At 62.8% G+C, this 24,771-nt stretch carries 20 protein-coding genes; 16 read left to right on the top strand and 4 right to left on the bottom strand.

What is annotated here, in order from left to right; all coding sequences use genetic code 11:
- Nucleotides 1-91: 91 nt before the first annotated feature.
- Entirely contained in the window at nucleotides 92-2,092 is a 2,001-nt protein-coding gene (asnB, locus tag Q0G75_RS08410; protein WP_294415619.1) for an asparagine synthase (glutamine-hydrolyzing), read from the bottom strand.
- Between the two features lie 326 nt (nucleotides 2,093-2,418).
- On the opposite strand from asnB, the gene Q0G75_RS08405 reads away from it, so the two are divergent.
- The 4 genes from Q0G75_RS08405 (at nucleotide 2,419) to Q0G75_RS08390 (ending at nucleotide 9,234) form a co-directional block, all read left to right on the top strand.
- On the top strand, nucleotides 2,419-2,967 hold the full coding sequence (locus Q0G75_RS08405; RefSeq protein WP_294415618.1) for a YbhB/YbcL family Raf kinase inhibitor-like protein: 549 nt from the start codon (nucleotides 2,419-2,421) through the stop codon (nucleotides 2,965-2,967).
- 270 nt (nucleotides 2,968-3,237) lie between these two features.
- Nucleotides 3,238-6,240, top strand: coding sequence for a YhgE/Pip domain-containing protein (locus Q0G75_RS08400; RefSeq protein ID WP_294415616.1), 3,003 nt, complete (start codon nucleotides 3,238-3,240; stop codon nucleotides 6,238-6,240).
- The gene (locus Q0G75_RS08395) at nucleotides 6,233-8,422 is read left to right on the top strand and encodes a YhgE/Pip domain-containing protein (protein ID WP_294415614.1); all 2,190 of its coding nucleotides are present in this window, start codon (nucleotides 6,233-6,235) and stop codon (nucleotides 8,420-8,422) included. Before Q0G75_RS08400 ends, Q0G75_RS08395 begins: the two co-directional genes overlap by 8 nt.
- Nucleotides 8,423-8,754: 332 nt before the next feature.
- The gene (locus tag Q0G75_RS08390; RefSeq protein WP_294415613.1) at nucleotides 8,755-9,234 is read left to right on the top strand and encodes a universal stress protein; all 480 of its coding nucleotides are present in this window, start codon (nucleotides 8,755-8,757) and stop codon (nucleotides 9,232-9,234) included.
- A gap of 233 nt (nucleotides 9,235-9,467) precedes the next feature.
- On the opposite strand, the gene crcB is transcribed toward Q0G75_RS08390, so the two are convergent.
- Complete coding sequence (crcB, locus tag Q0G75_RS08385; RefSeq protein ID WP_294415611.1) at nucleotides 9,468-9,854, bottom strand: fluoride efflux transporter CrcB; 387 nt, start codon at nucleotides 9,852-9,854, stop codon at nucleotides 9,468-9,470.
- Nucleotides 9,855-9,971: 117 nt separating this feature from the next.
- Here crcB and Q0G75_RS08380 point away from each other — a divergent pair, with 117 nt between their 5' ends.
- The 3 genes from Q0G75_RS08380 to Q0G75_RS08370 all read left to right on the top strand — a co-directional run bounded on the left by Q0G75_RS08380 (nucleotide 9,972) and on the right by Q0G75_RS08370 (nucleotide 13,502).
- Complete coding sequence (locus Q0G75_RS08380) at nucleotides 9,972-11,348, top strand: M18 family aminopeptidase (RefSeq protein ID WP_365911048.1); 1,377 nt, start codon at nucleotides 9,972-9,974, stop codon at nucleotides 11,346-11,348.
- 154 nt (nucleotides 11,349-11,502) lie between these two features.
- Nucleotides 11,503-12,396, top strand: coding sequence for a DegV family protein (locus tag Q0G75_RS08375; protein ID WP_294415607.1), 894 nt, complete (start codon nucleotides 11,503-11,505; stop codon nucleotides 12,394-12,396).
- A gap of 209 nt (nucleotides 12,397-12,605) precedes the next feature.
- On the top strand, nucleotides 12,606-13,502 hold the full coding sequence (locus tag Q0G75_RS08370; RefSeq protein WP_294415606.1) for a LysR family transcriptional regulator: 897 nt from the start codon (nucleotides 12,606-12,608) through the stop codon (nucleotides 13,500-13,502).
- 51 nt (nucleotides 13,503-13,553) lie between these two features.
- Here the strand turns inward: Q0G75_RS08370 and Q0G75_RS08365 are convergent, their stop codons facing one another.
- Nucleotides 13,554-14,192, bottom strand: coding sequence for a response regulator transcription factor (locus Q0G75_RS08365; RefSeq protein WP_365911034.1), 639 nt, complete (start codon nucleotides 14,190-14,192; stop codon nucleotides 13,554-13,556).
- Nucleotides 14,189-15,439 (bottom strand): ATP-binding protein, encoded by a 1,251-nt coding sequence (locus Q0G75_RS08360; RefSeq protein ID WP_294415604.1) that lies wholly within the window; start codon nucleotides 15,437-15,439, stop codon nucleotides 14,189-14,191. The genes Q0G75_RS08365 and Q0G75_RS08360 overlap by 4 nt, the downstream gene beginning before the upstream one ends.
- Before the next feature lie 393 nt (nucleotides 15,440-15,832).
- Here Q0G75_RS08360 and Q0G75_RS08355 point away from each other — a divergent pair, with 393 nt between their 5' ends.
- The 9 genes from Q0G75_RS08355 (at nucleotide 15,833) to Q0G75_RS08315 (ending at nucleotide 24,631) form a co-directional block, all read left to right on the top strand.
- Entirely contained in the window at nucleotides 15,833-17,164 is a 1,332-nt protein-coding gene (locus Q0G75_RS08355; RefSeq protein ID WP_294415602.1) for an ammonia-forming cytochrome c nitrite reductase subunit c552, read from the top strand.
- A 102-nt stretch (nucleotides 17,165-17,266) separates the two neighbouring features.
- A complete protein-coding gene (locus Q0G75_RS08350) occupies nucleotides 17,267-17,971 on the top strand; it encodes a cytochrome c3 family protein (RefSeq protein WP_294415600.1) in 705 nt (234 codons plus the stop codon).
- 205 nt (nucleotides 17,972-18,176) lie between these two features.
- Nucleotides 18,177-18,842, top strand: coding sequence for a cytochrome c maturation protein CcmE (locus tag Q0G75_RS08345; protein WP_294415597.1), 666 nt, complete (start codon nucleotides 18,177-18,179; stop codon nucleotides 18,840-18,842).
- 15 nt (nucleotides 18,843-18,857) lie between these two features.
- Entirely contained in the window at nucleotides 18,858-21,062 is a 2,205-nt protein-coding gene (gene ccsA / locus Q0G75_RS08340) for a cytochrome c biogenesis protein CcsA (RefSeq protein ID WP_294415595.1), read from the top strand.
- 102 nt (nucleotides 21,063-21,164) lie between these two features.
- The gene (locus Q0G75_RS08335) at nucleotides 21,165-21,884 is read left to right on the top strand and encodes an ABC transporter ATP-binding protein (protein ID WP_294415593.1); all 720 of its coding nucleotides are present in this window, start codon (nucleotides 21,165-21,167) and stop codon (nucleotides 21,882-21,884) included.
- Complete coding sequence (locus Q0G75_RS08330; RefSeq protein ID WP_294415591.1) at nucleotides 21,885-22,643, top strand: heme exporter protein CcmB; 759 nt, start codon at nucleotides 21,885-21,887, stop codon at nucleotides 22,641-22,643. It abuts the gene before it with no gap.
- Nucleotides 22,644-22,679: 36 nt separating this feature from the next.
- Nucleotides 22,680-23,456, top strand: coding sequence for a cytochrome c biogenesis protein (locus Q0G75_RS08325; protein ID WP_294415588.1), 777 nt, complete (start codon nucleotides 22,680-22,682; stop codon nucleotides 23,454-23,456).
- Nucleotides 23,457-23,533: 77 nt separating this feature from the next.
- Entirely contained in the window at nucleotides 23,534-23,719 is a 186-nt protein-coding gene (locus Q0G75_RS08320) for a hypothetical protein (protein ID WP_042435003.1), read from the top strand.
- Between the two features lie 90 nt (nucleotides 23,720-23,809).
- Entirely contained in the window at nucleotides 23,810-24,631 is an 822-nt protein-coding gene (locus Q0G75_RS08315) for a UTP--glucose-1-phosphate uridylyltransferase (RefSeq protein WP_294415587.1), read from the top strand.
- The last annotated feature ends 140 nt before the right edge of the window (nucleotides 24,632-24,771 follow it).

The raw sequence follows: 24,771 nt of genomic DNA, 5'->3' as shown, positions 1-24,771 counted from the left end.
GAGGGTTCTTCGGTTACCGTCCTATCGACAAAAGAAGCCCCTTGCAACCTGACAGGTTGCAAGGGGCTTCAGCGTTACGGCGTTGCGTCGGCTAGCGGGCCTTCGGCTTTTCCGGCACCGTCTTGTCCACGAAGTAGATCTTGTACCACATGAGGAACATGTAGACGATCCAGATCTTGCGGCTGCGGTCGGCGCCTGCCTTGTGCTCGTCAAGCAGCCGGACCAGCTCGTCGGTGTTGAAGAACTGGCGCGCGATGTCGCCGGTGAACCATTCCTTCACCTGGTTATAGTAGCGGTCCTGGCGCAGCCAGTTCACCACGGGCACGGGGAAGCCGAGCTTCTCCTTCTGCGCCCAGTCCTTCGGGATGGCTCGCTCCGATGCCTCGCGCAACGTGAGCTTGGTTTGCGTCTCGTTTGCCTTAAGCGGCGTGGGGATGGTGGCCGATACGTCGAAGACGCGGCGGTCCAAAAACGGCACGCGGGATTCCAGCGAATGGGCCATGGACATCTTGTCCGTTTTCAGCAGGATGTCGCCGACCAGCCAGAAATACAGGTCCACATACTGCATGCGCGTGGTTTCGTCCAGGTCCTTGACCTCAGCGTATACCGGTGCGGTGAGCTGCTGGGGGGTAGGGGCGTTGCAGCCGCCGCGCAGTAGCAGGGCGCGCTCCTCTGCGGTGAAGGCGACGCCGTTGGCGTTGGTGTAGTACCAATCTTCGGGCGTTTCGCTGGCGCGCTCAAGGTAGTTCGCGCCGCGGATGCCCAGCTTGCGCATGACGCTGGACGCGCCGCGCAGCAGGCCTTTCGGGGCCCAGGACAGCTTGGCGTTGGAGAACGGCGTTTGGTAGATGCGGTAACCGCCGAAGAACTCATCGGCGCCTTCGCCGGAAAGCACCGCCTTGACCTGCGTAGCTGCGATCTGGTCGACGAAGTACAGCGCCACGGCGGAAGGGTCGGCGGACGGCTCGTCCATGTGCCACTGCACGCGGGGCAGGCTCTCCCAGTACTCGTCCTCGCCGATGTACTTGTTGGTGTTGGCGATGTGCAGCTCGTCGGCGAGCTCGTGAGCCCACGAGATCTCGTCGCGCATCATGCCGCCGGCGCCCTCGGCGTTGTTGGCGGCGGCGTTCTTGTAGCAATCGAAGCCGACGGTGAACGTTTTGATGTCAGGGTTCTCCTTGGCCAGGCATGCTGCCATGTAGCTGGAGTCGATGCCCGAGGACAGGAAGCTGCCGACCTCGACGTCGGCCACGTTGTGGTAGCGCACGCTGTCGCGCACGGCCTCGTCGATGGCCTCGACGGTATCCTGGCGGCTGCGTTGCGTATCGAAGTTGTACTCGGGGCGCCAATAGCGGCGCTCGGTGATGGACCCGTCGGCATGCACGGTCATGCAATGCGCGGGAGCCAGCTTGAAGATGCCCTTGAAGAACGTTTCGGGAAGGGCGCTGAACTGGAAGCACAGGTACTGCTCGAGCGCCTCATGATTGAGCTCGCGCACATAGTCCGGATGCTCGAGGATGCACTTGATCTCGGAGGCGAAGATGAAGCGGCCGTTTTGCTGCGTGTAGTAGAACGGCTTGATGCCGAAGAAGTCGCGGGCACAGAACAGCTCGCGCGTATCGCGGTCCCAGATGGCGAACGCGAACATGCCGCGCAGACGGTCGAGCACGCCTTCGCCCCACGCCAGATAGCCCGTGAGCAGGACCTCGGTGTCGGAGTTGGTTTGGAACTGCCAACCCTGCGCCTCGAGCTCGGTTCGCAGATCGCGGTAGTTGTAGATCTCGCCGTTGAACACGATGGCGAAGCGGCCCTTGGCGGCAGCCTGCTCGGGCGTGCCGCACGGGGTGCCGTCAAGGCGCAGCGCCGGCGAGGTGATGACGGCGGCGTGGTCGCCCGTGGAGCGCACCATGGGCTGGTTGCCGTTGGCAAGGTCGATGAGCGAAAGACGGCGATGACCTAAGGCGATGCCGCTTTCGGCGTCGATGTACTGGCCTTCGCCGTCGGGCCCGCGATGGGCCATGACGTCGCACATGGCTTTCAGAGTGGGCAGGCTTGCATCATCAGCCTGCGTGAATCCGCAGATACCGCACATGGTGAGGCATCCCTCCAATCGTATATAAAGGTAAGGTTCATCATAACGAATGGGACGGACGGTGGCACGGCTCCCGCGAAAAGCGCAGATTTTCCTACACCCAGTGCCGGGCGGGAAGGTGTTAGGCTTGGTGCGTGCTACACTGCGGGGAAAGAATCGCTTGCGCGAAGGGGGCGCCTGCGCCTATCGGCCGGTGGACCTCGCGCGGGAACAGGACCGCCTGGGCGGATGGAGCTTGCGGTCAAGAAGGGCTTGCCGCGCCTGCTCGAGGAAGTTGCGTTTTGTTTAGGGCGGCGGAGCGAGGCAGATTATTCGCAAAGGCGTCCGTGACGTTGAAAACGTTGATGGGGAAGGTGCATGTCATGAAGGTGCATGTGGAGTTGGATGGCGGCTTGTTGGCGGATAGGTTCGGGAAGTATGCGTCCGAGCCGGACCGGCTGGAGGGCTTTCCCGTACGTTCGTTCCCTATCGAGATAAGCGACGTGCCGCAGGAGGCGCGGACGCTCGCCTTGGCGTTCATCGATTACGATGCCATCCCCGTGGGCGGCTTCTGCTGGATTCACTGGACCGCGTGTAATCTGCCGGCGACCACCACGCTCATCCCCGAGGACGCTAGCCGCACGGAGGCGGTTGATATGGTTCAGGGCCGCAACAGCAATTGGTCGCCTATGGCGCATGGCAGCGATAACCCGCAGGTGCATTCCCGCTATTGCGGTCCGCAGCCGCCTGATGCCACGCACAGCTACACGTTAAACGTGTACGCGCTTGATTGCGTGCTCGACTTGCCGGAGGGCTTCTATCTCAATGAGCTGCGCCGCGCGATGAGCGGTCATGTGCTCGATCAAGCGTCCGTGGAGTTGCCGAGCCGCGCATAGGGGGAGGCAGCATGCGGCTCCCTTTGATTCGCTTCATTGGGGAGATTCTTACAGTAATGAAACGGATTCTATGGTTTGGCGTTGTACGGAGTAGCGCAACAGGTGGGGTATTTTACAATGACGGGTACGCAATAGGGCGCCTGTCGTCTTGACGTTTGGGCGTGGGCGGTCTGCCGTGGGGGTGGCCGCCCGCGCTTGTTTTCGCGATGGCGCCGCAAGGTTATGAAACCGCGCTCGATAGCGCCGGCTATGGAAGAGGTACCGCCTGCTATGAAAAACGTTCTGCACGTGCTCGGCCGCGACCTGCTGCGCCTTTTGAAGGCGCCGGCTGCCCTGGTGGTGGTCGTGGTGCTGGTCGTGCTGCCGTCGACGTACACGTGGTTCAACGTCATCGGCTTTTGGAACCCCTATGACAACACGGGAAACATGCGCGTATGCGTGGTGAATCAGGATGCCGGGTCCGAGAACGACTTGATGGGTCAGATGAACCTGGGCAACCAGATCGTGGACACGCTGCATGAAAACCATCAGCTGAAATGGGAATTCACCGATTACGACGATGCGATGCGCAAGGTGGAATCGGGCGAGGTGTATGCGGCGTTCGTCATACCCGAGGATTTCACCGCCAACCTGTTCACCATCGTGACGGGCGATTTCCAGCAGCCTAACCTGCAGTATTACGTCAACGAGAAGATGAACCCCGTGTCGCCGAAGGTGACCGATGCGGGCTCCTCCACCCTTGACGAGACGATCAACAGCCAGTTCGTGTCCACGGTCAGCTCGGTGGTGGCGGACACGCTCAACGATAAGGTTGCCGAGGCCGAGCAAAATCTGAGCAGCGCGCAGAACGATTCGGCCGCGCAGCTTTCGCGCGCCGTCGATTCCGTTTCCAACGCGCGTGCGACCGTAAGCGGCTTGGCTGCATCTACCGAGGAGGCCCGCCAGAAGGCGCAATCGGCGAAAGGCCAGCTTGAGCAGGCCCGTGCCGACGCGCAAACCGTGCAGGACCAGCTGCAGCAGGTGAGCGACCTTTCCCTGACGCTGCAAAACAGCCTGGGCACGTTCACGTCGGTGGCCATGCCCGGCATGTCGAACACGAACCTGATGCTGTCCCAGGTGGCTTCGCAGGTGGCCGGGGCGGTCACCGATGCTTCCAACGCCATATCCGGCGCGCAAGGCACCGTGGATGCCGCAGCCGATCGTGCCCAGGGCGTGCTGGACATGAACACCGCCGTCATCGAGCAGCTGCAGATCGTGCACGACCAGATGCCCGACTCCGATCCGAACAAGGAGCAGCTGCGATTCGCCATCGATTCCCTGACCGCCCGCAACGCCGAGCTGCAGCGCGATTTGAACGACCTGAAGACGCTCAGCGGCGACGTGGATGCCACGGCCGCCAGCGTCGCGGCTGCCGCCAACACCGTTAACGTCGCCGCGCAAAACGCCATCACCGCTTCGGGGGCATACCAGCAGCAGCTGTTCGGTAGCGCCTTGCCGCAGGTGAGCAACGGTATCTCCCAGGTCGGCATAGCCGCCGCGAGTTTGAAGGGCGCCATCTCCAACCAAGGCTATCTGATCGACGAGACCTCGGGCGTGATCGACCAGCTGTCGGGGACGCTGCATGTGGCAAGCGACGCCATGGCGCAGACCGACGTGCTGCTGTCCAGCCTTGAGGGGACCATGCGCCAGGCGCGCAACGACGTGGCCCTGCTGGGAACGTCGTCGGCGGTGTCGGAGCTGGTCGACAACGGGCGCATCGACCCGGAGAAGATCGCCGAGTTCATGCAGGCTCCCACGCAGGTGACCACCGAGAAGCTGTACCCGCTCAATGCCTACGGTTCGGCCATGGCCCCGCTGTTCATCAGCTTGAGCCTGTGGATCGGCACGTTGATGCTGTGCGTCATCTTGAAGCTGGAGGTCGATAAGGAAGGCGTGCCGGGCTTGACGGTGATGCAGGGCTATATCGGCCGCTGGCTGTTCTTCGCCCTGTTGGTGACCCTGCAGGCCGTGGTGTGCGTGGCGGGCTGCCTGTTCATCGGCGTGCAGGCGGCATCGGTGCCGGCGTTTTTCGCAACGGCCATCTTGCTGTCGCTTTCCTACCTGTGCATCACGTACACGCTGTCGTCGTCGTTCCAGCATATCGGCATCGGCCTGTGCATCATCATGGTGTTCGTGCAGATCCCGGGCGGCACGGGCTTGTACCCGGTCGAGATGACCGATGCCTTCTTCCGCACGGTGTATCCCATGTTCCCGTTCACGTACGGCATCAACGCCTTGCGCGAGGCCATCGGCGGCTTCTACGGCACGCAGTGGCTGGGTTATTGCGGGGTGCTCCTGCTCATCGCATTGTCCATGACGCTGGTGGGCCTGTTCGTGCGACCGCATCTGACCAACCTCAACCGCCTGGTGGCGAAGGAGATCAAGCAAAGCGACCTGCTCAACGTCGAGGAGGCCCTGGTGCCCGAGCGACGTTACCGTATCGGCCAGCTTATCCGGGCATTGTCCGACCATGACGAGTTCCACATCGCGGTGCGCCAGCAGGCCGATACCTTCCTGAAGCACTATCCTCGTTTGAAACGCGGTGCGCTTATCTTCGGCATCGCCGTGCCGGTGGCGGTCTCGGTGGTGTTCGCCGTGACCACTACCGAGAAGGTGGTCATTCTGACGGCATGGCTGACCTGGCTGGTCGTCCTCATCGGTTTTCTGCTTGGCGTGGAGATGGTGCGCGACAACATCCAGCGCCAGGCGTCCATCGATAGCATGAGCGATGATGAGCTGCGCGGGCATCTGGCCGATCGGGGCAAGAAGGTGGTCAAGGAATTGGTGCCTGCCGCCATGTCGACGGCGCGCGTTTCGGTGCCCGTCGACCGTTTCGCCCGTGCGGCGGGCGTATCCGTGCCGCTGCCGCCTGTGGGCGTGGCGGCTGATGACCTGACAGACCCGTCTGCTCCGACGTGCGGATCCGATGGCCCTGGTCAGGGCGCTTCCCGCAAGCCGAAGGGCGCCCCGGGCAAGGGAGCATCGCTTATGGACCTGGCCGCCAAGGGCAAGCCGGCGTACTTCGACGGGCCGTTTTTGACCGATGACGAGGTTCATGGCGAAAAGGGCAAGGATGATGAGGAGCTGCTTGAGGCGGAGATTCCCTCCCTTGAGCTGAGCGCCGATGACCTCGAGGCGCTTGCGCAGCGCAAAGCCGAGCGCGGCAAACACGGCAAGAAGCACAAGAAGCATAAGAAGAAGGGCGATTCGAAGAAGGGGGGCGGCCATGCGTAACGTGTTCAAGCTGTTCTCCTACGATATCAAGCACCTGTTCGGCAACGTGATAACCGTGGTCATCGTCTTGGGCCTGGTGTTCCTGCCGTCCATTTTCACGTGGTACAACGTCATCGCGTGTTGGAACGTGTTCGACAACACGGGCGACCTGAAGGTGGCGGTCGCCAACTCCGACGAGGGGTACCAAAGCGACCTGCTGCCCACGAAGATCAACGTGGGCGACAGCGTGGAGTCGGCGTTGCGCGCCAACAACCAGCTTGACTGGGTGTTCACCGATGAGGAGGACGCCATCGACGGGGCGCGTTCGGGCAAGTACTATGCGGCCGTGGTCATCCCGCAAAGCTTCAGCTCCGACATGATGAGCTTCTACTCCGACGACGCCGAGCATGCCGAGCTCGTCTACTACGAGAACGAGAAGAAGAACGCCGTGGCGCCGCGCGTGACCGATCAGGCGTCCAGCAAGGTTGCCGCCCAGGTGAACACCACGTTCGCCGAGACCATTTCCGATGTGGCCCTGGGGCTGGTCGACTCGCTGGGGACGGTGGCCGACGATGCCGATGCGGCGGGGCGGATCGCCAAGCTCTCGGGCACCATATCCTCGTCCGCCGACCAGATGCGCACCGCCGCCGACGTGCTTGAATCGTATGCGAATCTGGCAGGGACGGCGCAGGCGCTCGTGGGAAGCTCCACCCAGCTTCTGGGCAACGCGCAAAACGCGGTGAAGGACGCGCAGCAGCAGGCCTCGGGAGCGAAAAGCGGCGCCGAGACCATCGGCGATGCGCTGACGACGTCGGTCTCGTCCTTGTCCGACGCCCTGGCCCAAAGCTCCGACGGCTTCAACCAGGTGCCCGATGCCATCGACAAGGTGTATGCGCAGGTGGATACCGATAAGGCGAACGCCGCGCAAAGCCTTCGCGACCAAGCGGCCGATGTGGATTACCAGATAGAGCGCTACCAGCAGCTCGTCGAGGTGCTTGAATCCATCAAACCGCAGCTCGACGAGCAGTATCGCCCGGCGGTTGATGCCGTGGTGTCGCAGCTGAACACGTCCATATCCTCGCTTTGCAAGCTGCGCGACAGCTTGACCTCGGCGGCGGACAAGATAGCTACCGGCAACGACCCGGAATCCGCGTCCCGCGCCGATATCCAGGCGAAGCTCGATGAGGCGAAGGCGAACGCCGACAAGCTGAAGAACGACTACGAGAACAACCTGAAGCCGGGCCTTGAGAGCTTGGCGAGCTCGGTGGCGCAGGCGGCTCAATCGCTTTCGGCGCGTGCGTCTCAACTTTCCAGCGTAGGCGATGGCTTGAACGGCGCCGCATCCTCGGTTTCGTCCGACCTGGCGGACGCGCAGAGCGCCATCCGCGCCATGTCTGACGAGCTGCACGGGTCCGCCGACAAGATGTCGGCGTTGTCCCAGCGCGTCAACGAGGCGCTGGCCAGCGGAAACGTTGATCAGCTGAAGCAGATCATCGGCTCGAACCCCGAGGCGCTTGCCAAGGCGGTGTCCGCCCCTGTGGGGGTGGAGCGCATCGCCGTGTTCCCGGTGGAGGATTTCGGTTCGGCCATGGCGCCGCTGTACACCACGCTGGCCTTGTGGGTGGGCTCGCTTTTGATCATGGTGCTGCTGAACCCGGTTCCCTCCGAACGCGCCAAGCGCGAGGCGGGCCTGGTCGACCCCAAGTCCTGGCAGCTGTTCTTCGGGCGCTATGGCGCGCCGTTCGTTCTGGCCTTCATGCAGTCGACGGTGGTGTGCCTGGGCAACATGCTGTTCGTGGGCGTCCAGGTTGCCGACCCGTTGCTGTATCTGCTGTGCTTCTGGACGGCGGGTTTCGTGTTCAGCTTCATCATCTACACGCTGGTGTCGCTGTTCGCCAACCTCGGCAAGGCGCTCGCTGTGCTGCTGCTCATCATCTACGTGACCGGCGGCGGTGGCAGCTTCCCCTTGCAGCTGTTGCCCGGCTTCTTCCAAGTCGTCAGCCCGTTTTTGCCGGCGACGCACGTCATCAACGCCATGCGCGCGGCGAGTATGGGCGTGTATCAGAACGATTTCTGGGTGCAGATCGGCATAACGCTCGCCTTCATCGTGCCGTTCGTGATCATGGGCATCCTGCGGCCGGTGCTCTCGCGCTTCACGTATTGGTTCGTGGAGCAGGTGGAGAAGTCGAAGGTGGTTGCCTAGCCGGCGGCCGACGGAAAAGCTGGTTTCTCGGGGCGCGGTCCGGTTTCGGGCCGCGCCCTTTTCTCGTATGCGCGCATTCGGCCCCGTTCGGCGGTTCGCCTTGCCTTGCGACGGGGTTCCGATTGCGGGCGAGCGGCCCGTTGCGCGCTGCATGGAGTATAATCATGAGCAGGTTCAACACGGTGCGTTACCTGCTTGAACTACGGCAACGTAACGGTTGGGTCCGAAAGCAAGGCGCCAAGGGGCAAGCCTTGCGCATCCGGCGATCTTCCGCCGGTTTCAAGCCCGCGCGGCGGGGTGCCGCTGGGCGCTTTTGAGGGAAGGAGCCCGTTATGATGTTCCGTCATGTCATGGTCCCCTACGATGGGTCCGATCACGCGAAGAACGCTCTGAACTACGCCAAGGACCTGGTTGCCGGCGATGCCGACGCCAAGCTGTCCGTGGTGCATGCCGTTCCGTCCAGCTACATGGGCGTGGACCGCATGGGAACCGACGGCGCGCTTGACGGCGTGCCCTACGGCATGCTGGATTACGAGGAGTACCAGGGCGTGGTCAAGCGCGTGCTCGACGAGGCGCAGAAGCGTGTTGCCGAGGATCTGGGCGATGCCTTGGCCGATTTGGGCGACCGTGCTCAGGTGGAGGCCGTTGCCGGCGCTTCCCCCGCAGATGCGCTTTCGCGTTATGCCGAGGAGCGTGATTGCGACCTCATCGTCATGGGCCGCCGCGGCCTGGGTGCCATCCGCGGCATGCTGGGCAGCGTCAGCTTCGGCGTGCTGCGCGCCACCGACGTCCCGGTGCTCACGGTGAAGTAGCCTTCGCCGCTGTTTTGGCTGATCGGCCGCCTGCAACGCTTGTCGTTGCGGGCGGCTTTTCGCGTTTTCGGGGCGCAAGGCAAGGCTCGAGCGCTTGCTGTCGAATCGGATTTCGCGCCCGGGCATCATGGCGATGAAGCATCGCGATAGCGTGTCAGGTGCCGAGGGCGTTGCGGAGACAGGGGCGTTGCGATTGCGTATCGGCTTGCGTTGCGATCGGGCGCCGTTTGCCGTTAGGCCGCTTGCGCCCCCAGCGCCCAGCGCACCAGCATCTTGCCGGCGACGACGCCCAGCACGCAAGCCGCCAAGCTGCCGAGCGCATAGGCGCCGCCCATGGCGTATTCGCCGCGCTCGAGCAGTCCGAGCGTCTCAAGCGAGAAGGTGCTGAACGTGGTGAAGCCGCCGCACAGGCCGGTTTTCAGGAACAGCACGGCGTTTGCGGGCAGCATACCGGGACGGATGCTGGCCGCCTCCACCACGGCGCCGATGACCACGGCTCCCGTGAAGTTGATGACGAAGGTGATGAGCGGGAATTGCCCCTGATAGGGGAGCAGTCCAAGCAGATAGCGCGCGATGGCTCCGCAAAAACCGCCTGCTCCGACGCATAATGCCGCGATCATGGCACATCCTTTCCAATGCGTGTTCTTCGGGTTCGTATTGTAGTGCAACCTGCCGTTGCGAGCGTTGGTTGCTAGACTGGACGGGAACGAAAGGAGCTGATCATGGCGGACGAGATGATGGATAAGGACCCGGCTTCGACGCGGGCGGGCGCGGCGGAGGCGCGCATCGCCCAGGCCGATGTGCGTGCGGCGCATGATATGGCGGCGTTCGTGCAGGAGTGCCCGAGCATGTTCCACACGGTGGCGGCGGTGCGGCGGCGCTTGGATGAGGCGGGTTTCGCCTACCTGCCTGAAAGCAAGCCCTGGGAGGTTCGGCGCGGCGGGCGCTACTACACGGTGCGCAACAACTCGAGCATCATCGCGTTCAAGGTGGGCGCGCAGCTTGGCGCATATCGCTTTCAGCTTACGGCGTCGCATTCCGATTCCCCGACATATAAGGTGAAGGCGGCCCCCGAGCTTTCCGGGCCGTCGGGATATTTGCGCCTGAACGTGGAAGCGTACGGCGGTGTGATGGACCACACCTGGTTCGACAGGCCCTTGTCCGTTGCCGGCCGCGTGCTGGTTCGTTCGGGTAGCCGCGTGGAAAGCCGCCTGATCGCGCCCGATGCGGACCTGCTCATCATTCCTCGCGTGCCCATCCACCTTGATCGCGAGGCGAATTCCCGCTTCTCTCCGAACCGCGCCGTCGATCTGTGTCCGGTTATGTCGGCAGGGGCGCTTCAGCCGGGGTCCTTCGACAAACTCATCGCCCAAGAGGCGGGCGTCGCGCCCGAGCAGGTGCTGGCGCGCGACCTGTTCCTGGTGAACCGCCAGCAGCCTTCCGTGTGGGGTTGGGGCAACGAGTTCGTAAGCGCTCCGCGTTTGGATGACCTGGGGTGCGCCTACATTTCGCTTGCTGCGTTCCTTGCCGCAGGCAACGACGACGCCGTCTCGGTGTTCTGCTGCTTCGATAACGAGGAGGTGGGCTCGAACACCAAGCAGGGCGCCATGTCCACGTTTTTGCGCGATTCCCTTGAGCGCGTGAACGCGGGCCTGGGGTTCACGCCTGAGCAGCTGCGATGCGCGCTGGCGAAGAGTATGCTGGTCAGCTGCGACAACGCCCACGCCGTGCATCCGAACCACCCCGAGCTCTACGACGAGGGCAACCGCGTCATGCTCAATCGCGGTCTTGCGGTGAAGGAGGCGGCGAACCAGAAGTACTGCACCGACGCGTTCAGCCGTGCGGTGTTCTGCGCGATATGCCGCGACGCGGGCGTGCCGCTGCAGCGCTTCGCGAACAGAAGCGACATGCCGGGCGGGTCGACGCTGGGGAATCTGTCGAATATGCAGGTGAGCATGCATGCCGTCGACGTGGGCCTGCCCCAGCTGGCCATGCATTCGAGTTATGAGACGGCCGGCGTCGCCGATATCGCCTTGGGAATGGCGGCGTTGGAGGCGTTCTACGACGCCGATGTACGTATCGAGGACGCCGATTTTGCGGAGCTGTGCTTGTAGGGCGTTGGGTGCATGGCAGGATCGGCGTGCTGCAAGGATGCCGATTGTAAGGTGATGGTTGCGTTAATGGACATATTGCTACAGTATGGGGTGTTGCGCGTGGGCGAAACGAGCTTGTGCGCAATGATGCGATTCGCAAAACGATAGGAGCATTTTGCAGCAGCGATCAACCGGCGCCGACGCGCCTTGTGTGCATATCATCACTGATTCGGCCTCTGACCTGGTACAAGGCGAGCTTGACGGCATAAGCGCCGTCGTGCCGCTTTCCATCGCGTTCGGCGATGAGGAGTACTTGGACGGCGTCGACCTGTCCCATCATCGGTTTTACGAGAAGCTGGTGGAATCCGACGAGCTTCCGCGTACCAGCCAGGTGACGCCGTTCGCGTTCTCGCAGGCTATCGAGGGCGTGCTCGGCGCGCCCGATGCTGGCGGCTCCGACGAGGCAGTGGTCATCACGCTGTCCGCGAAGCTGTCGGGCACGCACGAGAGCGCGCTTGCCGCGGCGCAGGCGTGGGGAGGCCGCGTGCACGTGGTTGATTCCACGAACGTGACCATCGGGCAGAAGGCCCTGGCGGCATATGCGGTACGTTTGGCGAAGCAGGGCATGTCGGCGGCTCAGATCGCCTCCGAGCTCGACGATGCGAAGGGCCGCATCCGCTTGGTCGCGCTGCTCGATACGTTGGAGTACCTGCAAAAGGGCGGCCGCATCTCCAAAACGGTGGCCTTCGCCGGCGGCGTGCTGTCCATCAAGCCCGTGGTCGCCATCCAGGACGGCGCCGTTGCGGTGCTCGGCAAGGCGCGCGGCTCGAAGAAGGGCAACAACCTGCTTATCCAGCAGGTGAAGGAAGCCGGCGGCATCGACTTCGACATGCCGTTCTTCCTGGGCTATACCGGCTTGGGCGATGACTTGGTGCGCAAGTACATCGAGGATAGCCGCGAACTGTGGGAAGGTCATGTGGAAAGCGTCGGCTACTCCACCGTGGGCGGCACCATCGGCACGCATGTTGGGCCGGGCGCCGTGGCGCTGGCGTTTTTCGCCAAGCAGTAGCGCGAAGCCGGCAAACGTTTCGCCCCGGCGTCGTAACCGCGAGGTTACGACGCCGGGGCTTTTTTATCCGCTCTCGAGTATGGGACGCGTTCGGCGATGGATGCGGCTCTTTTGGGGGTGCTCTGATAGCATATGCCTCCATACGCGTATGACCTGCAGTTTTGGTGGCTTTGCCCACGATGATCCGTATGTTGTGCGAGGGGGTTGCAATGAGTCCGAGCATCGAGCAGCTTGATCGTTTCGTCAGATCGGCGCGTGCGGGTTCCTACAGCGCCGCTGCGCAGGAGCTGTACGTTTCCCCGCAAACCGTCTCAAAATCCGTACATGATATGGAACATAAGCTCAACATCGTGCTGTTCGAGCCCACGGGGCGCCGTCTGCGTCCGACTGCGCGGGGCGCGCAGGTGCTCCATCGCGCGTCCGAGGTGCTCGAGGGGATGGACGATATTCGGCGCATCTGCGGCGACGCGCATCCGGGTTCTGCCGGGGCGCCCCGGTTGCGCGTTGCGGTGGCCAGCTCTCCTTTGCGCGGCAGCGTGCTATCCGAACGCGACCTTCGCGGTTTCCGGCGCCGTCGTCCGCATGTTGCGCTCGATGTCTCGTTCCTTTCCAGCGGCTCGTGCCTGTCGGAGCTCGAGTCCGGTGCTGTGGACGCGGCGGTGGTGCCGGGGCGTCCGGAGGAGGCGGGGCTTGTGTGGGAACGCGTGGGTGCGGTCGAGCTGCGGTTGCTGGTGTCGCGCGGGCACGCGCTTGCGTCGCGCAAGGCCGTCGCGCTCGCCGATCTGGAAGGAGCGTTGCTTGCCGAGCCGTACGATTCCCATTGCCTTAAGGCGACGGTGCTCGAGCTTCTCTCCCGGCAAGGCGTGCGGCCGCGCTTGATGTCGCTTGAGATGTCGGCGGCGCGGCATAGGAGCTTCCTGCATGAAGAAGGAGGGGCGGTGATCGTGGTGTCCGATGGCCGCTATCCCGAGCAGTTCCCGGATGTCGAGGCGGTGCCGTTCGCGCAGGGGGAGGGCATGGAGTTGCCGACGTATCTGGCATGGCGGCAGGATGCGCCCGCTGCGCGGATGAGCGCATTGGCGGAATGCCTGCGCGGCTTGGGATAACGGCAGGCTTGTGCCAGGCATCGCGGGACAAGGCCCTTGTCGGTCTGATCTCTATAACTCGAGCAGCTTGTGCCGTAGCGCGTAATCGACGGCATCCGCGTGGGTTTTCAGGTGCAGTTTCCTGTAGATCTTGCTGCGATGCGTTTCGACGGTCTTCACCGACAGGAACATCGCCTCGCTGATCTCCTTGTTGGTGTGCCCGCGGGCTATCAATTGCAAGATCTCCAGTTCGCGGCTGGACAATTGCTGGATGGACGGGTCGCTTGAACCGTCGGCGGTGTGCTTTGCCAGCAATTCGATCATGGTGGGGTGGATATAGCTGCCGCCGTTGGCGACATCGTGCACGGCCTGGCGCAATTGCTCGGGCGTGGAGCTTTTCAGCACGTATCCTGCCGCTCCGCCGCGCAGCGTGTACAGCAGGTACTCCGGCTCTGCGAACATGGTGAGGATAACCACTTTGGTGTCCGGGAAATCTTTTGCCGTCCTTTCGCAGGCGACAAGCCCGCTTTGCCCGGGCGGCATGGATATATCCAGCAGCAACACATCTGGTTTTTCACGCGCTACCAGGGAATATGCTTCCGTTCCCTCGGCGGCTTCGGCAACGACGGCGATATCGGGATCGGTGTCAAGCAGCAATCTGATGCCGGTTCGCACCACTTCATGGTCGTCGGCGAGCACTACGCGTATCATCGCGCATCACCTTCGTTCGCCGTGTGCATGGGCGTGACCAGCGTGACGCGCGTGCCGCGATCCCCTGATTCGATGGAAAGCGTGGCACCCACCTGGTTTGCCCTCTCCTGCATGCCGAGCAATCCGCAGCCGCTGCCCTTGATGACGGGATGCGCAACATCGAAGCCGCAACCCTCATCGGAAATGCTTATATGCAGCCAATCGCCGGCTGTCGCCACGCTGACCGTCACAACATCGGAGCCGGAGTACTTGCAGGCGTTCGTCATGGCTTCCTGGCAGATGCGATAGGCTTGCGTTTCCAGGGCTCGGTCGAAGCGGGGAAGCGTTAGCGCGCCTTGGAACCGGATGGCCGAGCCGTAGGTTTTCTCGAGCAGCAGGGCTTGGCTGCGCAGGGCGGGCACGAACCCTAGATGGTCAAGCGAGCTGGGGCGCAACATCACGGATATGTTGTGCAGCTCATCGAGCACGCCGCTGATGCCTCCGCGCGCCTCTTCCAAGATCGCCGCGCCCTCGTTGTCGACATGGTCGGCGAGGCGTTGCAGCGTGAACGTGACGGTAAGCAGCTCTTGGGCCACGCCGTCGTGCAGCTCGCGTGAGATGCGGCGGCGCTCTTCCTCCTGTGCGCCGATGGCGCGGGCGAGGTCGCTGCGCAGCAATCTCGGCGCGCCCGTCTCGTCGGCTTCGCGCATGCCGGCAAGCGAGGGGTCGGCTGCCGTAGCGGCGGGCGCCTGTTCGGTCGGGCCTCCAAGCCCCCCAAGTGCCATAAAGCCTTCCGACACCACGTCAAGGCCGCAAAACGTTCCATGCAGCTCTTTGGCTATAAGAGTGCGAAACGTTTCCGCATGTGAGGGGCAAACGTTTCGAAATGCGCATAACAGCACGGCTACCACGTGGTTTTGCCGCTTAAGCGGCAGGGCGCAGAAGCTGCGAAGATCTTCGGCGAACACGATGGGGTAGGACGAGTACTCGCGCGGATCCATTTCCGAATCGATATCGGTGAACAGCATGGGCTTGCCCGCCTTCAGCACGATGCCCCCGATACCGTGGCCGGGCGCCAGCGCGATGCGCCGGTGCCGGTTGCTGGTTTCGCCGGCGCTGTACACCCACTTCAACGGGGCTCCCACGAACGCCGTGATACCCATGGACACGAAGTCGAAATGAAAGCGTTTGCGCAGGTTGTCGACAGCGCCTTGAAGCAAGGCGTTTTCACCGGCAAGCGTTTCCTGGCTGAAATTAGATGCTCCCATGCAGACCTCTTTCCCCTCGGGGCGCATTATAGGGCGTTTTCGGCGAATCTGCCTTGCGAAAAGCGCATAGAAAAGCGCAAAGCCCCGTGCTATGGGCGCTTGGGATGGATGAACTCGATTTGCAGGCCCATCCATCCGAGCGTTTCGCTTTCGCCATTGGATCCGGCAGGCGCTCCGATCGGTCTTCGCATGAAAGCGCGTAGCCCGGAATCGCCCCACGCCAACAAAATCTCGGCTCTTAGCGAAAATCAACCCTCTGGGCAAAACTATAGGGTTTTCCCCGTCAGTTTCGCATGGCTTTCCACGTAAAGAAGGCGTTTTGCGCGCGTGGCGTTCCTCGTGCGCGTAACGTGCGCGATGGAGAGAGACCCTCAAGAAGGGAGGAAAACGGAAATGAAGAAAGCGAAAGGGAACAAGCAGATCGTTTGGACTGCCGCGCTGTGCGCTTTCGGCCTGGTTGTCGGCTTGTCTGCCTGCGCGCCGAACGCCGACAAGGCGGGTCGAGCCGACCAGAAGGCAACCGACAAGCCGGTGGCGCAGCAGGTCGAGCAAACGCCTGACGCCGATCAGTACGGCGTGGTGCATGCCGACCAATGGGCGCAGGATTACCCGAACCAGTACGCCACGTACAGGGAAAACGACGCCAACGGCACCGAGGGGAAGCACGACTACCTGGAGCTGTACCCGGCGCTCAACACCATGTACAAAGGCTATGCGTTCGCGCTTGGCTATGACGAGGCGCACGGGCATACCCATGCGCTTGAGTCGGTGAAGGAGACGCCGCGCACGCAGAAAAAGGAACAGCTTGCGAACTGCATCACATGCAAAACGCCGCAGTACACAGCGCTGGTGAATGCCGAGGGCGACACGGCTTATCAAGGCAAGTTCAAAGACATGATCGACCAGTTCGACGAGCCGATCAGCTGCTATAACTGCCATGAGAACGATCCCACCCAGCTGGTGGTGGGCAACAAGTTCTTCCTGCGCGCGCTGGGCGATGACGTGAACGACGAGAAGAAGGCTCCGCTGGCAAGCCAGACATGCGGCCAGTGCCATAACGAGTACTACTTCGATCCTGAGACGAAAGCCACGACGAACCCCTACACGGGCACGGATCAGATGACGCCGGACGCCATCTTGACTTACTACGATGAGCGCGGTTTTTCGGATTGGAACCACGCCGATACCATGGCTCCTATGATCAAGGTGCAGCATCCCGAGTTCGAGACCATGTACGGCGGCGAGTCCACCACCATGGCGCGCATCGGCTACACGTGCGCGGATTGCCATATGGGCACGCAAACCTCTGAAGACGGTGAGGCGTACACGTCGCATAATTGGATCAGCCCGCTGGAAAACGAGGACATGCTGGCAAACGACTGCAACAACTGCCACGCCGACCTGAAGAGCGAGGTTGCGGCGACGCAGGCCAAGGAAGAGCAACGGGTTACCGCCATCAGCGAGAAGATCGAGGACATGACGAACAAGATCGCCGCCAAGCACGCTGACGAGATCGCTTCGATCAAAGCCGCCAAGGACGCCGGCGGCAAGCAGGCTCCCTCCGATGAGCTTGCCGCCCTATGGAAGCTGCAGCGCAACGCGCAATTCTATTGGGACTTCGTGATGGTCGAGAACAGCGAAGGCGCGCACAACCCCGATTTGACGTTTGAGACCCTGGACAAGGCCGAAGCGGCGGCCGACCAGGCGCTATCGATGCTTGCATAAAAAGCAAGCGCGGTCTCTCTCCGATGGCCGAGGCTCCATAAGCGGCCTCGGCGTGAAACCGCTGAAAAGATCGAACCTTTGTTGGGAAGGAGGTTTACGGATATGAGCGAGCTAAATGAAGCGACATCGCCGGCTGGCAAGCGCAAGCGTAAATGTAAGTGGCAGATCACGGCAGCTGTCGTTGCCGTGGTGGTCGCCGTAGCCGGCGCGGGTTTTTGGGTATGGCACGAGCAGCCCAGCTTCTGCAACGCCATATGCCATACGCCCATGGACCCGTATGTTGCCGCGTTCGAGCAGCAGCCGGGCGCCCAAGGTGTGGACAAGTGGGGCAACACCGTGGAGAACACAAGCTCCATGCTCGCGGTGGTGCACGCGGCGTCTGCCGATCAGGGCGGCGCGGATGCCAACTGCCTGAGCTGCCATAAGCCCACTATCAACCAGCAGCTAAGCGAGGTTGTCGAATGGTCCACCGGCAACATGCCGCTGTACGAGAACCAAGCGTACGGGCTGGTGCTCGGCGAGCGCGATACCGAGCAGCTGGGCGAATGGTTGGGGCAGGAAGGCGATGCGTTCTGCCTGAACAGCGCATGCCATAATATCACGCGTCAGGATCTGGTGAAGGCGACGGCTCGGTATGGCGAGCGCAACCCGCATATGGCCATGCATGGGCAGCAACTTGATTGCGGGGACTGCCACAAAGCGCACCGTGCATCGGTGAACGCGTGCAGCCAATGCCACGATGATGCCCCGATTCCGGAGGGCTGGCTGACGTACGACCAAGCGCAAGAGGTCGCGTCCGCTGCATAGCCGCGAATGCGGGCGTTTGCGCAAGGGCGCTATCACACGGGAGCATATTTGTGCGAGAAAGGGCTGCATTCGCGGCCCTTTCTTCGATGAAAAGGGCTTATTACGGCGGAAATTACACTATCTGGGTGATAGCGTGCCCCTGTTCTTTTCGATATGGTTACCGTTAGAAAGCAAGAGAGGAACGCTTAAGGAAAAGGGAGGGCCTGTGAATACGAAGACGAAGCGTCGCATGATGGCGGTTACCGGCATCATCGTCATCGTGCTGGTCGTGATCTTGGCCGTCGTCGGCGGCTCTGGCGCCGCGAAGTCGGCCACCGTTGCCGATGCCGTTACGGGGAAGTACGCGGACCAGAAGATCCAAGTGACGGGCAACGTGGTGGAGAACTCCTACGCCACGAACGACAACGTGCTGACGTTCGCCATCTATGACAAGGATGGGAATCCTGCGGAGCAGCTGAACGTGCGCTATGAAGGCGGCGTGTCCGCCACGTTCGGCAACGATGTGACCGCCATCTGCACGGGCAAGATCGCCGACGACGGCGTGCTGCACGCCACCGAGCTGGTGACGAAGTGTCCCTCGAAGTACGAGAACGCCTCGAGCGCGTTGACCATCTCCCGCCTGCTCGAGTATGGCGACCAGGTCGTCGACAAGCCGGTGAAGGTATCCGGTACCGTGCAAGCGGGCTCCCTGAAGGCCGCGGGCGCGGGCGACCGCTTCGTGTTGGCAGACCCCGACTCCGGCAAGACGCTTCCCGTCGCGTTCGACGGCGCGCTGTCCGAGGAAGTCGCGGAAGGCAGCTCGCTCGTGGTCACCGGCAGCTTGTCGGCCGATGGCAAGTTCACCGCCACCGATGTGGCGCTTGAGGGCTAGGAAGAGGTTTCACGTATGTCGACTATCGGCCTTATGGGCCTGCTGGTGGCGTTCGCCGGCGTGGCCGTCTCTGTTCTGTGCCTGTTGGCGGGCGCGATCTTAGGGCGCAAGGGGGAAAGCTCGCTTGGCGAGACCCTGACATGGGGCGGGCATATCGCCTCCATCCTGACCACGGTGGCGCTCACCGTATGCTGCGGCATCCTGGTGTACTGCTTCTTCGCGGGCGACTACTCCATCGAGTACGTGCTCAAGCAGCACAGCAACGCCGAAGGCGCGCTTGGCTGGCTGTTCAAGCTGTCCGGCCTGTGGGCCGGCCGCGAGGGCTCGCTGTTGTTCTGGGCATGGCTTATCAGCGTGTTCAACTCCGTGGTGGCCATCCGCGATCTGAAAAGCCCGCGCAAGCTGGATTCCATGGCCCTTATGGTGTCGCAGCTGGTGCTGGCGGCGTTCGTGGGCGTGCTGCTGTTCAGCGAGAGCAACATGCCGTTCACGGTCACGCCGCAGAAGTACTACAACGCCGACGGCACGCTGACCAACGCGGCCAGCATGCTGGGTATGAATTCCCTGCTCGAGCATTGGGCCATGGCCATTCATCCGCCTACCTTGTTCGTGGGCTATGCGGGCCTGACCATCCCGTTCGTCTACGCCATCGCCGCGCTCATCGTGAACGACCCGTCCAGGGAATGGGTGGTGCGCAGCCAGCGTTATGCCCTGTTCTCGTGGTTGTTCCTGGGCATCGGCATCGGCCTTGGCGCCGTGTGGGCCTACGTGGTGCTCGGCTGGGGCGGCTATTGGGGCTGGGACGCCGTGGAAAACGCCAGCCTGCTGTCGTGGCTGGTGGGCGTGGCGCTCATCCATAGCTTCACCGTGTACCGCCAGCGCGGCGCGTTCAAGCGCTGGAGCGTCATGTGCGCCTGCATCACGTTCGCGTTCGTCATCGTGGGCACGTTCATCTCCCGTTCGGGCCTGGTGCAGTCCGTGCACGCCTTCGAGGGCGATCCGGTGTCGCTTGTGCTGTTCGGCGCGTTGATCGTCGCGGCGCTGTTGGCCGGCGTTGTGGGCTTGGTGGTTCGCTGGAAGAGCTTCGGCCCTGCCGCCGACGGCTCCGACGAGGTGGAGAACCTGCTGTCCAAGGAAGGCGCGTACTACTTCAACAACGTCATCATGGTGGTGTTCGCCACGTTGCTGGCGTACCTGACCGTGTCCTCGGCGTTGCCTGAGTTCCTGCCGTTCGGCGGCCAGACCGTGTCCTCGGGCACGTTCAACGCCATCGCCCGTCCGCTGGGCGTGGTCTACCTGGCCATCCTGGCGGTGTGCCCGCTGCTGGCCTGGGGCAAGACGCTGCGCTCGAAGTTCCTGAAGCAGGCGCGCATCCCCGCTATCTGCGCGTTGGTCCTGTTCGCGGTGCTGGCGGTGTACTGGGCCACGTATCTGGTGCCGAGCTACAACGCCATCATCGCCGCGGGCGGCACCGCCGCCGAGGAGCTGGCAAGCGATGGCCCTACCTGGTACTACAACGGTCTTGCGCTCGTGGGCTTCTTCGTGGCGAGCATGCTGCTGTTCAACTCGCTGTTCATGCTGGGTCGCATCGTGCGCTCGTACAAGGAGTCTCATAGCTGCGGCGCCGTGGCGGCCTTCGGCGGCTGCCTGCGCAACCGCCCCGCAAGCTTCGGCGGCTTCCTGTCGCACGCGGCCATGGCCGTGATCTTGGTGGGCCTGATCGGTTCGTCGATGTACGTGACGGAGAAGGTCGCCTACATCGGCTACGACGAGGCCTCCGATACCGCTTCCGAGACCTTCCAGATCAAGGACTACACGCTTGAGTACGTGTCCAACTCCGTGACCGAGGTCAACGGCGGCGACGACATCATGTACACCGTGAACTACGATGCCTACAAAGACGGTGCCTTCATCGGCCAGGTCAGCCCCAGCGTGCAGCTGGCGCAGAAGACCCAGCAGCAGAAGCTGGTCGCGAGCGTCATCTCGTTGCCCACCGAGGATCTGTTCGTGGTGTATCGTGGTGTGAACAACGACGGCGCGTTCTCCATGGATGTGCGGGTCAATCCGCTCATCTCGCTGGTGTGGACGGGCTTCGCGTTGCTCATGATCGGCGTGTGCGTGGCCACCATGGGCCGCAGGCGCGCCAGCCGCAAGCTCACCGACGCGCAGCGCGCAGCGGCCGATGCGGCATCCGGCGAATCGGCGGAGAGCGCGGCATAGGCGCCCGAAGCCGGCGCGGCCGCTCGCGCGGCGATCGCGTTTTGCGTTAGACTGGCGTGCAAAGTACTCGCACGCATCCAAGATGCAGGGGAAGGGGGGCCGATGGAGGAAACGGCTGCCATCAGGACAAGGAAGCTGTCGAAGGTGTTCGGCACGCGCAAGGCGGTGGACAAAGTGTCCATCGAGGTTCCGCAGGGGGCGTTCCTTTCCATATTCGGCCCCAACGGCGCCGGCAAGACCACGCTGTTGCGCATGCTGTCCACGCTGACGCGCCCGACCGACGGTTCGGCAAGCCTTATGGGCATCGACCTGCGGGAAGACCCCGAAGCGGCCCGTGGGTGCATCGGGTTGATCTCGCATAACGCCATGCTCTATCCCGACCTTACCGCCGAGCAGAACCTGCTTCTGTATGCGAAGCTCTACGGCCTGGCCGATCCGCAGGCGCGCGTGATGGAGCTGCTCGAGGCAGTCGAGCTGAAACATCGCCGCCTTGACGTGGTGCGCACGTTCTCGCGCGGCATGGCGCAGCGCCTGTCCATCGCCCGCGCGCTTATCCATGATCCCGACGTGGTTTTTCTGGACGAACCGTATTCCGGCTTGGACCCGCATGCCGTCGACATCTTCGACCAGCTGATCGAGAAGCAGCGCGAGGGCCGCACCTTCGTCATGGTGAGCCATGACCTGCGCAAGGGCTTCGACATGTGCACGCATGCGTTGGTGTTGGCGCGCGGTCGCGTGGTGACGTTCGGGGCGAAAGACCAGCTTGATTTCGACGAGTTCTCCGAGCTGTACCGCTCCACGGTGGGAATGGGGGTGTCATAAATGGCGCGCAAGCAAAGCACGGGCGCCGATCGGGCGCGCGCCGGCCGGGTGACCTTGAGCGTGCCCAGCACGTTCGCCCAGTATAAGACCCTGCTGGCCAAGGACCTGCAGCAGGAGTTCCGCACCAAGGAGATGCTCACGTCCATGGGCATCTACGCGCTGCTCGTGCTCATCGTGTACGGCGCGGCGCTCGGGCAGACGGCGCAGGCGACCGATGTGCTGCAGCTTTCCGGCGGGCTTCTGTGGGCGCTCATCGTGTTCACATCGCTGCTGGGATTGAACCGTTCGTTCAACCACGAGAAGGAGCAGGGCTGCATGGAGGGCATCCTGCTCGTGCCCATGGACCGCAGCGTGATCTTTCTGGCGAAGGCCACGTCGAATCTGCTGTTCTTGCTGATGGTCGAGGTGATCGCCGTGCCGCTGTTCTGGTTCTTCTTCCTGACCACCGCCCAGCCCGGCCCCGATTTCATGCTCATGGCGGTGCCGCTTACGGTGGGCACCGTAGGCGTGGCCGGCATCGGCACGCTGCTGTCCACCATCACCGTGAACACGCGCGGCAAGGACGTCATGCTCGCCGTGCTGTTCGTGCCGCTGATCTTCCCGCTGCTCTACGCATGCGCGTCGGCGACCACCGCCGTGGTGGTGGGCGCCGAGGGGTATCTCGACGTGTTCACGCAGTCGATGGCGCTTGCCGGCGGCTACGACGTCATCATGCTGCTGGTCAGCTGGGTTCTGTACGATTTCGTTATCTCCGCATAGCTTTTGACCTGCGATCTTCATAAGGAAAGGAAACCAATGACGAACAAACCGGTGAAGCTGCCCGAGGCGGGGCAGTGGCCCGACAAGGTGGCGCCGTGGGCGCTGCTGGCGGGCATCGTGCTCTCCACATTGGGCTTTCTCATGGCGTTTCTGTACGCCGGGCCCGTCAACGGCGCCGCCGTCGACGGCGTGGAGCTGATCGGCGGGCAGATGGTGGCGAACAAGCTGCTGTTGTCCCAGAAGATCTTCTACTTCCATATGCCGGTGGCCCTGGTGTCGTTCTGCGCGCTGGCGTTTGCGTGCTATTACTCCGTGCGCTTCCTGGCCACTAAAAACCAGCGCTTCGACACGTGCGCGAAGGTGTGCATGGAGATCTCGCTCGTGTTCGTCATCTGCACCATGATCACGGGCGATTTGTGGGAGCGCTTCGAGTGGGGCGTGTGGTGGACGTGGGAGCCGCGCCTGACCACCTACCTTATCCTCATGCTCATCGTCATCGCGTACTTCGTGCTGCGCAACGCCATCGACGAGCCTGAGCGCCGCGGCGTGTACGCCGCCGTCATCGGCATCATCGCCATGGTGGACGTGCCCATCTGCTTCATGATCACGCGCCTTATCCCCTCGGGCGTGCACCCCGTGGTGTTGCGCGAGGGCGGCATGTCCGGCGATATGGGCATGACCGTGGCCGTGTGCTTGGCGGGCCTTATGCTCGTCGGATTCGCGCTGTACCGTTTCCGCTTCCGCCAGGTCCGCTTGCAGGAGCGCCTGCAAGCCCTCAAAGACGAGGTTGAGGTTTTGGAGGAGCAGCGCTAGGCGAAAGCCGGGCGAGCCCCGTTTCCCGTTAGCAAACGTTCGCGCCTCCGAAGGGCGCTTGATCGAAGGAGCATCCCATGAATCCCGTACTTGCCGACATCTACAGCACCGTCATCCCGTCCATGCCGTTCATCATCGCGGCCTATGCGCTTATGTGGGCCGTGCTGCTCATCTACGTGTTCGTTTCCATCAGCGGCTTGAAGAAGACCGAGAAGCAGATCGCCGTGCTTGAAGAGGCTGTGGCGGAACTGAAGGCCGAATAGCCTGCGTGCTACAATTGCCGAAGCGAATCGACGAAGCGCCGCGTCTCGCGGCGCTTCGCGTCTATTCCCCCGAAGAAAGGTAAACCTTATATGAAGGCTATCATCCCTGCCGCCGGCCTCGGCTCGCGCTTCCTGCCGGCCACGAAGGCCCAGCCCAAGGAAATGCTTCTCGTCGTGGACCGTCCCGTCATCCAGTACATCGTGGAAGAGGGCCTGGCATCGGCCGCCGACGAGGTGGTCATCGTGAACAGCCGCGAGAAGAAGTCCATTGAGGAGCACTTCTCGCCGAACCCCGAGCTGGTGTCCATGCTGCGCGAGCGCGGCAAGGACAAGTACGCCGACGCCGTGGAGCATGCCGGCAACCTCAACGTCAGCTATGTGTACCAGGATGAGCCGCTGGGCCTGGGCCACGCTGTGCACTGCGCCGCCGAGAAGACGGGCGACGAGCCGTTCTACGTGCTGCTGGGCGATGTCCTGGTCCCCGACAACAACATGCTGCCTGCCATGCAGAAGGTCTCCGACGAGCACAACGGCGCCTCGGTCATCGCCGTCATGCCCGTGCCCGACGACCAGGTCAACCGCTTCGGCGTCATCGCCGGTTCCGCCATCTCCGACGGTGTGTGGAAGATCGATAGCCTGGTGGAGAAGCCCGCGCTCGAGGATGCGCCCTCCAACCTGGCCGTGTTCGGCCGCTACCTGCTGTCCGCGCGCGTGATGGAGCTTCTGGCCGAGGCCAAGCCCACCGTCGGCGGCGAGATCCAGCTGACCGACGCGCTGGACGCGGTGCTCAAGGAAGAGGAGATGTACGCGCTCGTCATCGACCCGCAGGACGGTTTCGACACCGGCACCGTGGAAAGCTGGCTGGAGACGAACAACATCCTGTTCGAGCGCAAATACGGCAAGAAGGCCTAAGGCCTTCGGCGAAAACCTGCGACGGCTGGGCCGCTCGGTAATGCACCGGGCGGCCTTTTCATTGATCGCGTCGGAAAAGTTGGTGTAAGCGCAGCGAATTGGAGCGGCTTTGAAGGGAAACGGCCTTCGCCCTAGAATCT

Source organism: uncultured Senegalimassilia sp., from assembly GCF_934636665.1.
Lineage (GTDB): Bacteria > Actinomycetota > Coriobacteriia > Coriobacteriales > Eggerthellaceae > Senegalimassilia.
Note: the sequence above shows the minus strand (reverse complement) of the source record. Positions and strands in the feature narration are given on the sequence as shown.